The organism is Paludisphaera borealis, from assembly GCF_001956985.1.
Lineage (GTDB): Bacteria > Planctomycetota > Planctomycetia > Isosphaerales > Isosphaeraceae > Paludisphaera > Paludisphaera borealis.
Genome location: NZ_CP019082.1, coordinates 6,813,024 through 6,826,353 on the forward strand (window position 1 = coordinate 6,813,024; position 13,330 = coordinate 6,826,353).

At 67.3% G+C, this 13,330-nt stretch carries 11 protein-coding genes; 6 read left to right on the forward strand and 5 right to left on the reverse strand.

Going from position 1 to position 13,330, the window contains the following annotated elements:
• Nucleotides 1-6: 6 nt before the first annotated feature.
• Both BSF38_RS26340 and BSF38_RS26345 read left to right on the forward strand, forming a co-directional pair.
• Nucleotides 7-1,377, forward strand: coding sequence for a DUF1800 domain-containing protein (locus BSF38_RS26340; protein WP_076350022.1), 1,371 nt, complete (start codon nucleotides 7-9; stop codon nucleotides 1,375-1,377).
• Between the two features lie 55 nt (nucleotides 1,378-1,432).
• Nucleotides 1,433-2,614, forward strand: coding sequence for a DUF1501 domain-containing protein (locus BSF38_RS26345; RefSeq protein ID WP_076350023.1), 1,182 nt, complete (start codon nucleotides 1,433-1,435; stop codon nucleotides 2,612-2,614).
• 14 nt (nucleotides 2,615-2,628) lie between these two features.
• Here the strand turns inward: BSF38_RS26345 and BSF38_RS26350 are convergent, their stop codons facing one another.
• The 4 genes from BSF38_RS26350 to nusA form a co-directional block, all read right to left on the reverse strand.
• The gene (locus BSF38_RS26350) at nucleotides 2,629-3,507 is read right to left on the reverse strand and encodes an endonuclease (protein WP_076350024.1); all 879 of its coding nucleotides are present in this window, start codon (nucleotides 3,505-3,507) and stop codon (nucleotides 2,629-2,631) included.
• Nucleotides 3,508-3,629: 122 nt separating this feature from the next.
• Nucleotides 3,630-4,169 (reverse strand): 30S ribosome-binding factor RbfA, encoded by a 540-nt coding sequence (gene rbfA / locus BSF38_RS26355; RefSeq protein WP_076350025.1) that lies wholly within the window; start codon nucleotides 4,167-4,169, stop codon nucleotides 3,630-3,632.
• A 139-nt stretch (nucleotides 4,170-4,308) separates the two neighbouring features.
• A complete protein-coding gene (gene infB / locus BSF38_RS32480) occupies nucleotides 4,309-7,503 on the reverse strand; it encodes a translation initiation factor IF-2 (protein ID WP_076350026.1) in 3,195 nt (1,064 codons plus the stop codon).
• 451 nt (nucleotides 7,504-7,954) lie between these two features.
• Nucleotides 7,955-9,691: a transcription termination factor NusA gene (gene nusA, locus BSF38_RS26365; protein WP_083713541.1), complete on the reverse strand. Its 1,737-nt coding sequence runs from the start codon at nucleotides 9,689-9,691 to the stop codon at nucleotides 7,955-7,957.
• Nucleotides 9,692-10,109: 418 nt separating this feature from the next.
• Between nusA and BSF38_RS26370 the strand changes: the two genes are divergently transcribed.
• The 4 genes from BSF38_RS26370 to BSF38_RS26385 all read left to right on the forward strand — a co-directional run bounded on the left by BSF38_RS26370 (nucleotide 10,110) and on the right by BSF38_RS26385 (nucleotide 12,802).
• Nucleotides 10,110-10,574, forward strand: a complete 465-nt coding sequence (locus BSF38_RS26370) for a Fur family transcriptional regulator (RefSeq protein ID WP_076350027.1) — start codon at nucleotides 10,110-10,112, stop codon at nucleotides 10,572-10,574.
• Nucleotides 10,571-11,395, forward strand: coding sequence for a TatD family hydrolase (locus BSF38_RS26375; protein WP_237170618.1), 825 nt, complete (start codon nucleotides 10,571-10,573; stop codon nucleotides 11,393-11,395). Before BSF38_RS26370 ends, BSF38_RS26375 begins: the two co-directional genes overlap by 4 nt.
• A 264-nt stretch (nucleotides 11,396-11,659) precedes the next feature.
• Nucleotides 11,660-11,896, forward strand: a complete 237-nt coding sequence (locus BSF38_RS26380; protein ID WP_076350029.1) for a hypothetical protein — start codon at nucleotides 11,660-11,662, stop codon at nucleotides 11,894-11,896.
• A 243-nt stretch (nucleotides 11,897-12,139) separates the two neighbouring features.
• Nucleotides 12,140-12,802: a class I SAM-dependent methyltransferase gene (locus BSF38_RS26385; protein WP_076350030.1), complete on the forward strand. Its 663-nt coding sequence runs from the start codon at nucleotides 12,140-12,142 to the stop codon at nucleotides 12,800-12,802.
• A gap of 15 nt (nucleotides 12,803-12,817) precedes the next feature.
• On the opposite strand, the gene BSF38_RS26390 is transcribed toward BSF38_RS26385, so the two are convergent.
• Nucleotides 12,818-13,300, reverse strand: a complete 483-nt coding sequence (locus BSF38_RS26390) for a DUF1569 domain-containing protein (protein ID WP_076350031.1) — start codon at nucleotides 13,298-13,300, stop codon at nucleotides 12,818-12,820.
• Between the last annotated feature and the right edge of the window lie 30 nt (nucleotides 13,301-13,330).

Sequence of the window (13,330 nt, forward strand, 5' to 3'; positions counted from 1 at the left end):
CGGCCCATGAACACGTCTCCGTGGTCTCCCTACCGTCCGGCAGACGCCGAGCCTTGGAACCTGGAGCGGGCGTGGACGCTGCGCCGGCGGGCCGGGTTCGCGGCGACCTGGGCGGAGCTGGAACGCGACCTGGCCGACGGGCCGGAGAAGGCCGTCGACCGCGTGCTCGACGGCTCGTGCCGGCTGGCGGGCGTTCCGTCCGACTTCGCCAGGACGGCCGAATTGCTGGGCGACGCGGCGGCGGGCTCGTCGGACGCGCGACGGCTCCAGGCGTGGTGGCTGTTTCGCTGCCTGTTCACGCACGACCCGCTCCAGGAGCGCCTGACCCTCGCCTGGCACGACCACTTCGCCACGAGCCAGGTCAAGGTGGACGACGTCGGCGCGATGCACCGTCAGAACGAGACGTTTCGCAAGCTCGGCCGGGGACCGTTCGGCGACCTCCTGCGGGCGCTCCTGCACGATCCGGCCTTGCTCGCGTGGCTCGACGCCCCGTCGAACCGCAAGCAGAAGCCGAACGAGAACCTGGCGCGCGAATTGATGGAACTGTTCACACTGGGCGTGGGCCGTTATTCCGAGAGCGACGTCAAGGAGGCCGCGCGGGCACTGACGGGCCTGGGAGTCACGCAAGGTCGGTTCACGATGCGGGCGGACCGTCACGACGACGGGCCGAAGACGGTCCTCGGGAAAACCGGGAACCTCGACCCCGACGCGCTCGCCGACCTCCTGCTCGCCCAGCCGGCCACGGCCGACCGACTCGCCTGGCGACTCTGCAACACGTTTCTGGGCGAGAACGTCGCCGACGCCGCGACGCGGACCGCGCTCGCGGAACAGCTTCGCGGCGACGGCCTGCACGTGGGCCGCGCCGTCGACACGATCCTCCGCTCGCGGATCTTCTTTGGCCCGCGCAACCTGCACGCACGGATCGGCGACCCCGTGGGCTTCGTCGTCGGATCGGTCAGGGCTCTCGAATGCTTCGCGCCGAGGCCGCCGAGCACGCTGCTCCTGGCCGAGTGGACCGAGCGACTCGGCCAGGCGTTGTTCTTCCCGCCGAACGTCGGCGGCTGGCCGGGCGGACGCGGCTGGCTCTCGGGCCGGGGCGTCGTGGCTCGTGCGAACTTCGCCGCCGCACTCGCCGAGGGTCGGCTCCACGCCGACGGCAAACCGCCCGACTTCGCGAGCCTCGCCGAACGGAACGTGAAGACCCGCGAGCCCGACGCGGCCTTGAAGCTCGTCTCCGAAGTGCTCAGCGGCCGGGTCCTTGATCCATCCTCGGCCGATGCGATCCAGCGGAGCGCGGGCGACGCCGGCTCGGCGAACGATCGGCTCAACCGGGCCGTCGCCCTCCTGCTGGCCCGTCCGGAAAGTCAACTCGTCTGAATGAAGGAAGGCACGTTCACATCCTGCTCTTTTCACTCGATCAGGGGGCCTCGTCATGTTCACGCGACGCGACTTGCTCAGGCGATCGGCGTTCCTCTCGCTGGCGCCGGTCGTCCCGGAATTCCTCGACAGGACGACCCGCGCGGCGACGCCCGATCGCGACGGCCGGGTGCTGGTGGTGCTCCAGCTCGACGGCGGCAACGACGGGATCAACACGGTCGTCCCGTTCGGTGACGAGAACTACAACAAGCACCGTCGCGAGCTTCGGATTCCAACCGACAAGGTCTTGAAGGTCGGCGAGGGGATCGGCCTGCACCCGTCGATGCGAGCCGCAGCCGACCTGATCGAGAGCCACCGGCTGGCGATCGTACAAGGGGTCGGCTATCCGAACCCCGACCGCTCGCACTTCGAGAGCATGGCCGTCTGGCAGACCGCGATGCCCGGCAAGCCGGACGCCGCGAACCTGGGCTGGCTCGGCCGGGCGCTCGACGCGGCCCCTCGGGGCGACGGACCGGCGCTGATCCACGTCGGCGACGAGAACATCCCGCGAGCGTTGTTCTCTCGTCGGGCCGCCTCGACGTCGTTCGCCGACGCCTCCGACCTGGCGCTCCGCCTCCCCCCGCCGCCAGCCGAATCTGCCACTTCAACTGACGACCTGACCGCCTTCGTCAACCGCACGGTGGCGACCGCCTATGCGACGGCCGCCGACCTGGAGGCCGCGGCGGCGAAGCCGGACGGCGGAGCGCGTTATCCCGGCTCGGGATTGGCGAAGCGCTTCGAGCTGGTCGCGCGGTCGATCAAGGCGAAGTCGCCGGCGCGGGTGTATTACCTGATCCAGGGGGGCTACGACACCCACTCGGTTCAGGCCCCCGCGCAGTCGGCCCTGCTGCGGGAGCTGGCCGACGCGCTGCGGGCGTTTCTGGACGACCTGGCGGCGAGCAAGCTGGCCGACCGCGTCGCCGTGCTTGCGTTCAGCGAGTTCGGCCGCCGCCCCGAGGAGAACGGTTCGCTGGGCACCGATCACGGCACCGCCGGCCCCGTGTTCGTCGCCGGGCCGTCGGTCCAGAGCGGCATCGTCGGCCAGGCACCCTCGCTTGGCGATCTGGAGAACGACGACCTGAAGTGGTCGATCGATTTCCGGAGCGTTTACGCGACGCTTCTCGACGGCTGGCTGAACCTGCCGGCCGACGAAATCCTCGGTGGACGGTTCAGCCGGCCGATGATCCTCAAGACCTAGCCGCGAAGGTCAGGTCATTTCTTGCCCTTGGGCGGCTTGGGCGGCGGCGGGGGCTCCTTGGCCGGGGGGGTCTTGCCAGGATGAGGCGCGGCAGAGCCTTTGGGAGCGTCCTTGGGCTTCGCCTTGGCGGCGTCCTTGGCCGCGTGCGGCTCAACGGCCTCCGGCTTGATCCCGGGGAGTTCCTTGGATTTCGCCCTGGCGGGTTTCACGGTCGATGCCGGCGGAGGGGAGGGGGCGTGGCCGGCCTTGCCGTGGTGCTCCCATCGCGGCGCCTTGGCGTCGGTCGCGAGCGCCGCGTCGTGGGCCATCTCTTCGAGCAGCTCGATGAATTCGGCGCCCCGGTTCTTGGGGATGGCGCGCTCGATCAAACCGCGAAGGGTCGAGACGTCGGGCTCGTGAAGCCCGAGGTGCTCAAACGCCTTGCGCGTGGATTCGTCGACCGGAATCGCGTGGCCGCCGAGCGCCTGTTGAACGACGGTCGCCGTCACGTAGTCGGACGTGAACACCTCGAACGGCTGGAGCGCCTTGAGGGCCTCTTTGAGGGGTTTCTTGGTGAGCTGTTCGAGAGTGAAGTTGTAGGTCCTCTCGAAGAGCTGGCGGAGGAACCGGCGGATGCGATGGGCCCGGGCGGCAGGATCGGGGATGCCGGCGAGCGTCTCCTGAACCTCCTCCAAGGGGCTGACCCGCACTTCGTTCCAGTCGAAGAACTGATCCTTGAATCGCGAGAGCGCCTGGTTGGCCTGTTCTCGGGTCGTGTCTTCGTGGCAGATCCCGTAGACGACCGCCTCGATGACCGTGAGCCGGGCCGCCGCCTTCTCAGCCTTGGGCTTGTACCGGCGCTTGAGGTAGGCCTGAAGATCCGTCAAATACTGAGTTTTGCTTTGAGTCGCCATGGACCTGTTTGGGGTTGGGTGCGGTTCGGGCGGCTGACGATGCGGGGACCGGCCGAGATCGGGCGGCGCTCGCTCGGCTCTTCCCGAAACGTCGGGAGAGCCGGCCGCCGAAACGGGAACGCTCAGGAATTCGCGCGAGGCGAGCGGCCGGACGCGTCGTCCGGAAGGTCGTCTTGATCGTCGTCGTCATCGAGATCGTCGTCATCGTCTTGATCGTCGTCGTCGTCTTGATCATCGTCATCGAGATCGTCGTCGTCTTGATCGTCGTCCGGGTTCGAGTCCGCCGCGAGTCGAGCGGAGGCGCCGCGTGGTTTCTGGTCGGCCGCGACCGCCTCATCGATCAGTCGGCTGATCTCGACCGACTTCTTGACGGCGTCATCGAGTTTGAAGCCGAGAATCGGCGTGAACCGAATTTGCAGCCGCGCGGCGACCCGGGCCTGAAGGAATCCGGTGGCGTGCCGCAACCCCTTCATGGCCAGGTTACGTTCGGCTTCCTTACCCATCACCGAGACGTACACGGTCGCGGTTCGCAGGTCCTGGCTGACCTCGACGCGAAGGACCGTGACGGCCTGGATGCGGGGGTCCGAAACGTCGAACAAGATGGCCGAAGCGACGACCTCGCGAATGGCCTCGGCGATTCGGAGGCTGCGGTGAGACGACATCGAGGGTTCCTTGGTCTATCTAAGGGACGCCGGACCGAGCCGACGAAACACGGGCCGGCCGGCGTGTTCACCGGCTCGACCCGCGAATCCAAAGGCCGCCCCGGCGCGTCGCCCGGCTGGGCGGGCGCGAGGCTTGGTGTTACAGAGTGCGGCGGATCACGTCGACCCGGTAGGCCTCGATGACGTCGTCGGTCTTCACGTCCTCGAAATTGGTGATCTTGATGCCGCATTCGAAGTTCTGGGGAACTTCCTTGACGTCGTCCTTGAACCGCTTGAGAGCGTCGATCGCCCCCTTGTAGATCTCGCGGCCGTCGCGGATCAGGCGAACCTTCGACCCGCGCTCGATGACGCCCTGGGTGACGAAGCAGCCCGCCACCGAGCCGACCTTGGAGATCTTGTAGACCAGCCGGACCACGGCGCGTCCGAGGTGGACCTCCTTGATCTCGGGGACGAGCATGCCCTCGACGGCCTTTTTGACGTCGTCGGTGACCTGGTAGATGATGTCGTAGCGGCGGATCTCGATGTTCTTCTCGTCGGCCATCGTGATCGCCCGGTCTTCGGGTGCGACGCGGTAGCCGATGACGATCGCCTGGGAGGCGTCGGCCAGGATGATGTCGCTTTCGCTGATCCCGCCGACGGCCTTGAGGAGGATCCGGATCGGAACCTCGGCGTTCTCCAGCTTCTCCAACTCCTTGACGATGGCCTCGATCGAGCCCTGGACGTCGGCCTTGACGATCAAGTTGAGCGACTTGACCTTCTGCTCGGCCATCCGGTTGTAGAGGTTTTCCAGCGTGACGGTCTGACGCTCGGCCTGGGAGGCGTCGCGGGCCCGGACGCGGCGGGTCTCGGCGACCTCGCGGGCTCGGGCGATGTCGTCAGTGACGGCGAAGTTCTCGCCGGCCGTGGGGACGACGTCGAGTCCGGAGATCTCGACGGGGAACGAAGGCCCGGCCTGCTCGATCGAGCGGCCGTGATCGTCGAACAAGGCGCGGATGCGACCGAAGCCGTCGCCGCAGACGACGATGTCGCCGACGCGGAGCGTGCCTTCGCGGACCAGGACCGTCGCGAGGACGCCGCGGCCCTCGGAGAGCGAAGCCTCCAGGCAGGTGCCGGTGGCCGGCCGCGTGGGATCGGCCTTCAGCTCGTGGAGTTCGGCGATCGTCTCAAGGGTGGCCAGCAGATCCGTGAGGCCCGCGCCGGTCACCGTCGAGGTCTTCACTACTTCAACGTCGCCGCCCCACTCGACGGGGTTCAACCCCTGCTGAGCGAGTTCGCCGTAGATCTTGCTGATGTTGGTCGTGGTGTCGACGTTGGGCAGGTCGATCTTATTGAGCGCCACGACGATCGGCACGTTGGCCGCCTTGGCGTGGGCGATCGCCTCGACCGTCTGCGGCATCACGCCGTCGTCGGCCGCCACGACCAGAACCACGATGTCGGTGACGTTGGCCCCGCGGGCTCGCATGGCGGTGAACGCCTCGTGCCCGGGGGTGTCGACGAACGTGATCGGCTTGTCGTTGTACTCGACCTGGTAGGCGCCGATGTGCTGGGTGATGCCGCCGCTCTCGGACTGCACGACCTTCGACTTGCGAATCCGGTCGAGCAGCGAGGTCTTGCCGTGGTCGACGTGGCCCAGGATCGTGATGACCGGCGGCCGAGGAAGGAGGTTCTCCGACTCGACCGGCGGCGCGAACGCCTCGAGGAAGTCGTCCTCGGCGGTTCGCTCGTGGATGACCTGGAGCTCCATGCCGAACTCAAGGGCCAGCTCGGCGGCGAGATCGTCGTCGAGGTTGGCGTTGATCGTCGCCATCTGGCCCATGTTCATGAGCTTGCGGAGGATGTCGTTGGCCTTGACGCCAAGGGCCTCGGAGAGCGTCCGGATGGTGACCGGGGCGTCGACCTCGGCGTGCGACTTCCGCGCGGTGGCGGCGGCCAGGCGGTGCGCGCCCTGCTTGTGCGACTTGCGGCCGCGGCTGCCGCGGCGGTTCTCTTCGTCCTCATTGAGCAGGGCGGCCGCGGGCATCGGCGAGGTCACGCGACGTTCGGTGGCCCGCTCGTTGCGGCGGGCGCGGCGGCCGGCGCGGTCGGCCGACGAGCCGACGCGTCCCTTGGCCTTGCGCTCCTCTTCCTCGTCGACCATCGTGGCCGGCGCGGCCGGCGCGGGTCCACCGCCGGGGCCGGGGGCCGGCCCACGGGTGAGTCCGCCGGGCCCCGGAGGGCTGGGGGGACGAGGCGACATTCCCGGGCCGGGACGACCGGGCATTCCCGGACGCAGGCCGGTTCCGCCGCCGGGCCGAGCCGCCGGAGGCGCGGCGGGGGCCGCGCCTCCGGCGGCGAGTCCTCCCGATCGCATCAGGGCGAGCATGTCTTCGCGGGTCATCCGCTTTTCAGGGCGCTGGCTCTTGACCTCGGGCTGGGCGCCGCCGGCCGGGCGTCCGGGACCGGAGGTCCGAGGAGGAGCAGCTTGCGGAGCGGCGACGGGGGGCAACGGCCGCCGCGGCCCGGAGGCGTCGCGACGAGGTCCCTCGGCGGCTGATTCCTCGCCGGTGCGGCGGCTGGGGCTCAGGGGAGCGGCCGAGTGCGACCCGGATCGCTGCACCGGGGGGCGGATTCCCGCCGAAGTCATGTATTCACTCCGCGTCAAAGGTTGGAAGGAGCCGCCGCCGGCGTGCTGCTGCGAGGAAGCCGGAGCGGAACCTGGGGCGTGCGGCTGGGCGGGGGATTGGGGGCGCGACCGCGGCTCGCCCGAGGGATGGGCCGGAGCCGGCTGGCCGCCGGGGCGGATTGCGCCGCCGCCGGTGCTGCGATGCGGCGTGTGGGCCGACAGCGGGCCGCTGACTCGCGAACTCGCCGGCCCCGCAGCGGGACGAGCCAGGGGAGGGGCCGACAGGGGAGTCTGCCGAGGGGCGGTCGACGCCGGCGGCTCCTCGACCGGGGGGGCGATTTCGATCGCAGCGGCGGCCGGTTCGGCTGCTCGCGGCGCGGGGGGTTCGGGCTTGGCGACCGGAGTCGGGGCCGGCGGCGGCGCGACGGGGCGCGATTCGGCCGTGGGCGGGGTCGGAGCCGCAGGTGGGGCCGGGCTCACGGTGGGTTTCACGGGCGGCGGAGACGATGCCTCGGGGGCCGCTGGAGGCCGCGCCGGCGGCGCTGCGACGCCGGAAGCCTGGGTGCCGGTGGACTGCTGGTTCATAAGCTCCCTGATCCGCTCCACGGTTGGGGGATCGAGGCTGGCCAGAGGGTTAGCCTTGACGTCCAGCCCCCATTCCTGGACCCGCTCGAGCAAGTCCTGGCTTTTCAAGCCTAGTTCTTTCGCCAACTCGTGAACACGCGTGGACAAAGGCAACTCCTCCCGGAGCCGGCTCCGGACGACCGCGGCTGGCACGGCCCTCTAACAAAATTCAGGAATTTGAATTGTATCGAAGCGACCGACCGCGTGACGAGCCCGTTCAGCGGATCGGGTCAAGCTTTCGGCGGCGAGTCTAGAGCGCCCGCCCGCGGGCCGCGCGGTCTCGGAGACCGGGGCCGATCCGACCGTCGGGCGCGATCGGACGTCGCGGCGGGCGACGTCGACGATGCGCGGGTCCGGTCGACCCGGCTCGGACGGCCAGGGCTGGGGGCGGGTGCTTCGATCCATGGTTTGCAGAATTGGCCGGGCCGGCTTCAAGAAGCCCCCGGCCGTCGTCTCCTAGGGAAAACTCGACGGCGAAATTCGACGGGGTCGTTGGGGCGACCCGCGTCGGCATGGTCTGTCCGGCCTCTCCGGCCTGGTCTTGGGACGGCTGCGGCGGCTACTCGCTGGCCGACGTCCGTCCCGGCTTCTGGTCTTTCCCACGGGCCCCGTTATCGGGTCGCGACGTGTCCCGCGGCTCCAGCTCGGGTTCCGAGATCGTCGACGGCGCTTCGCCGTTCTCGACGACGTCGGTCACGATGCGGAGAGTCTCGCTCTGGTCGTCGTCGCTGGGTGGTGAAGTCACTTCATGGCCCTGGGCCGTACGACCCGAGGTCTCCTCCGCCAAGGCCACGTCGTGATACTCGTCGTCGCTCGCCTCGTCACCCTCCGGTTCCGATTCCGATTCTGATACCGCTCCCTCGTCGAAAGACGAGTCGTCCTCGACCTCATCGCCACGTTCGGCGGGCAAGGCCGAATCATGCATCCCGGTCGAGTCCGTGAGTTCGTCGATCCCTGACTCGTCCCCCGACGGCCCACCGTCCGAGGGTCCTGATTCGTCCAGTTCGGCCGCGGCCTCGCCATCGTATTCGCTCGCGAGATCCGAAGCCGTCTCGTCGCCGTTCACCTCGACCGGCGGCGACTCGCCGCTATCGCGGCCCTCGGCCAGGGCCGCCGCGGCGCGACCGGCCTTGCGGCGCGGCAGTTCGTCGGTCTGCTCCTCGGCCATGGTCTCGGCCTGGCTGACGATCGACGAGGCTTGCTCTTCGGTCAAGCCTTCAATTGTATTCACCAGGTCGCTGATTTCCATGACAGAAAGATCGTCGTAGCTGAGGATGCCTTGCTCCACCAGTCGCTCGGCCAGCTCGGTGTCGACCTCGTCGATCTTCTCGAAGGTCTTGACGGCCTTCTCGATCACCTCGTCAAGCTCCTCGGCGGTCATGATCTCGACGTCCCAGCCGACCAGCTTCGACGCCAGCCGGACGTTCTGCCCGCGCCGGCCGATGGCCAGCGAGAGCTGATCGTCGCGCACCAGGACGATGGCGCGGCCCAGCAGGTGGCAGAGCATGACCTCGTCGATCTCGGCCGGCTGCAACGAGTTGGGAATCAAAACTTGGAGCGACTCGTTCCAGCGGACGATGTCGATCCGCTCGCCCCCCAGCTCGTCGACGATGTTCTTGATTCGGGTGCCGCGGACGCCGACGCAGGCACCGACCGCGTCGATCTTGGCGTCGATCGAGGTCACCGCCACCTTCGAGCGGTAGCCGGCCTCGCGAGCCAGAGCGCGGATGGCGATGACTTGGTCGGCGATTTCGGGGATCTCCAGCTCGAAGAGCCGGCGGACGAAGTCGGGATGGGTGCGGCTGAGGATGATCTTGACCCGCTGGCCCACCTTACGGACGTCGAGGATGATCGCGCGAATCCGCTCGTTGGGGTGGTAGCTCTCGCCGGGGATCTGCTCGCCTCGGGGCAGGATGCCGTCGGTCTTGCCGAGGTTGACGATGACCGCCCCCCCCTCGAACCGCTGCACGGTCCCGGTCACGAGGTCGCCGCGCTGGTCCTCGAACTCGTCGAAGAGGCTGTCGCGCTCGGCCTCGCGGATCTTCTGGATGATGACCTGTTTCGCGGTCTGGGCGGAGATCCGGCCGAGCTCGGAGGGGTCCATCTTGACCCCGTCCTTAGTGGCGTCGATCGCGCCGCTGTCGCGGTCGATATGGATCTCGATCTCGGCGGCGTCCGGATAGTGCTTCCGCGCCGCGGTGGCGAGCGCCGACTGAATTCCATCGAACAGGATCTCCTTGGAGATGTTCTTGTCGCGATGGATGCTATCGACGATCCGGACCAAATCGACGCTCATTCCGTTCCTCCGAGGCGTGCAGCTAACAGATCACTCGATGGAAGAAAACCGGGCGGCGTTCGACAGAGCCTTCAAAAGAGGCCGCGAAAAACAAAGCCGAGCCGCGCCCAGTCACAGGCGGGGCTCGGGTTCATGCCGCGATACCATCGAGTGGGCAACGCCTCCTTGGATCGCACCCGCCCTCGGCCGCACTCGCCAAGGCGCAGGGAACGAACCCAACCCCGCATGGGCCGAGCCCGAATTGGCTTTATCCCTGGTCCCGGCCCAACGTATATCCTAACAACAGGTTGACAGCCCTGTCAAGCGTCCGAACAATGGAAGTGCAATCACCCCCTGGGGATTGGGGGGGGGAGACGTCTTGGCGGTTCGAGCACGTCCCGGCGCGCCGCCGCGCCAGCCTTCGGGTATTCTCGTAGTGATGATCCAAGCCCCTCTCGACCATGACGCCCTCCGCAAGGCTCTTGAAGCCGCCGGCCTCCGTTCCACCTCGCAGCGGCTGGCGGTCTACGACCAACTTGCGGCCATGCCGCACCACCCCACGGCCGAGGAAGTCTTCCAGGCCGTCCGATCGAGCCTGCCCAAAATCAGTCTGGCGACGGTGTACAAGGCGCTCGAAGCGCTGGTGGCGATCGGCGTGGTCGGCCGGCTCAACGCCGCCGACGGCGCGGGCTCGGCTCGGTACGACGCGCGGAGCGAAGACCATTACCACTTCCGTTGCCTCCGCACCGGGACCATCCACGACCTCCCCACCGAGTTCGATCCCAAGCTGATCGAGCATCTCGACCCACTCCTGGCCGAAGACCTGCGCCGGCAAGGGTTTCAGGTCACCGGCTACCGTCTGGAACTGCTTGGATACCGGCGGACCGACGGGCGCGACGCATGACCATGACGAAGACGCCGCTCCCGCCGCCATTTGGACCGCTCGTCGACACCCACGCGCATCTGGAAGATGAACGGTTGCGCGCGAACCTCTCTGACGCGCTCGCCCACGCCCGAGCGGCGGGAGTCGTCCAGGTGGTCGCCATCGGCACGACGGCCGCCGACAGCGCCGAGGTCGTCGCCATCGCGGGGACTCATCCCGGCGTCTTCGCGGCGGTCGGGGTTCAGCCCAACCATGTAGCCGAGACGGTCGACGGCGATTGGGAGCGAATCGTTGAACTCGCTTCCCGGCCTCGAGTTGCGGCGATCGGCGAGACCGGCCTGGATCGCTATTGGGATCGCGTCCCCTTCGACCAGCAGCAAGACTGGTTCGGCCGCCACCTCCGCCTGGCCCACGACCTCGACCTGCCGGTCGTCATCCACTGCCGCGATTGCGAAGCCGACGTGGTCGCCCAGCTCGCCGCGTTGGGAAGACCAGTGCGCGGCGTCTTGCACTCGTTCACCGGCACGATCGACCTCGCCCGGGAATTCGTGGCGCTCGGTCTGCACATTTCGTTCGCGGGGATGCTCACGTTCAAAAACAAGGGGCTCGACGCCCTCCGCGCCGCGGCGGCCGTCGTCCCGCTCGACCGTCTCCTGGTCGAGACCGACAGTCCCTATCTCAGCCCTGATCCGGTCCGCGGACGTTCCAACCAACCGGCCCACGTCGCCTGGACCGCCCGCAAGCTCGCCGAGGTCCGGGGCGTCTCGCCCAACGAGATCGCTCGGGCCACGACGGCCAACGCCCGTCGCCTCTTCGCGCTTCCCGAGACGGACGTGATCTAATTTAGACTCAGAGCCACGCGCCTCGATCACCCCCGGAACGTCAGCCCAATCCGCGCAACCCGCACGGCCCAAGGTTTGCATAGGAGGGTGTTGCGAAAAATCGCCAACTTCGTCTCGACGGAGTTTGACTATTCGACTTTAATCCTTGGGCGCGCGTTGAGCCTCGGCGGCCTTCGGGCTTCGAGACGGGGCGGAAACCGCGCGTGACACTTGTGCTCGCACCTCAAAGACGCCGCATCAAAATAGTGTCCGGGAGTCAGGTTCATGACGAGTCTGGAGCAAATCGTTTCGGCGTTGTTCGTCGTCGTCCCGATCATGTTTTTGCTGACCGTGGGCGGTCTCATCGCCCTCAAAAGCGGCGTCACGCAGGTCAGCACCGGCCAGGACCTTCTCAAGGTCGCGGGTAACTTCTCCCAGTTGCTCCTCCGCGTCGCCGGCTACGTGATCGCCTTGATCCTGCTGCAATACTGCATCGGGATGCGCCCGTCGCTGGGCTGGTAAAAGTCGTCGCCCTGACGGCCGACGATTTGGTTCTGAGCGGTACGCCGTTCCTTCACGCGGATGCGGCGATCAGCCGTCCGGGACCAACGGCGCGGAGCAGCCCGATCGTATCAAACGTTCGGAGAGAGACGATTCTGCGTGCACGGGGCGGATCTCCTGAGTTAAACTCGGCCCCTCAGATTGCATATTGCATTATGCCTCCTTGACCGATTTCAGCGCCGACGAGCGAATAGGAGCTAGGAGATGCCAGCGCCCGCAACGTCTGCTGAGGGTGAGCAACCCTACGTCTATCCGGACATGGTGCGTGAGTACATCCTCCGGATGATCCCTCCGGACGGACAGGTCATCGGGTCGATCGGCTGCGGCTACGCGCCGACCGAGAGCGTCTTGGTCGACCAGGGACGCGAGGTGCACGGGGTCGATCTTTCTCCCCACGCGATTGAAATCGCTAAAACCAGGCTCACTTCCGCTCGGGTTGTTTCTCCCGACGAAGGCATGCCCTTTGAGCGAGCGTCGCTGGACGGTTTGATCCTGGCCGATGTCATTGAGCATTTGCCGATGGCCTGGAACCGTATGAAGTTGTTCGCGGAGATGGTAAAACCAGGCGGTTGGGTCGTAATCAGCGTCCCCAACATGCGGTATTGCGAAGCTCTCTGTACGTTGATCGGCGGCGAGTGGCCGGAGCAACCCATGGGGATCTTCGATGAGACCCACCTTCAGGTCATGACGCACCGGCGATTGCTCCGATGGTGCGAGGGGGCAGGTCTGCGCCTCGATCGTTGGTTCGACGCCTACCATTACTCTTTCATCAAGCGCAACATCTGCCGAGTCGTGAACTTGGGAAGCTTCAGGCTGCTTCGAGGCTTCATGGTTTTCCAGGTGATGGGCCGTTTCCGGCGCGTTTGATCATCGAGGTTCCGCTCAGGAAACGTCGCTCGACAGGCCGTCGGCGATCGGCCTGGAGACGACGAAGCCGAGATGATGTGCGCAGTGCAGACCGTGAAACTTCGCCCATTCGGTCTTGCTCATCGCCCCCAGCATGGGGTGTGAGGCGAACGGCCCGTCGCCGTTTTCGAAGCGCCTGATCGCCTCGCGCAGGGCCTCGGCCTGTTCGTTGGGGTCGCAGGAATCGGGCGGAATAAGGATCGCCAGCGGCGGATGGGTGTTCTCGGGAAACCGCCCAGCGCGGAAGAACAGCCTGCGGTGGGCACGCAAGGGGTCGCGCCCATCAACGGGTTCGGCATTCGGCTTCCCCTCCATCGAGAGCCGGACGGCCACCGCCAGGTGGTAGAGGATCTGCCCCAGGGTCCATCGGCCGATGGTCTCATGAGCCGCCAGAAGCCGTTCGACCTCGGGCATGACGCCGTCGAGACCGTCGAAGTTCAGAGTTCGGTGCTCGGGCATGCCGCTTCCTCCATGAAGAGGACGTTCCGT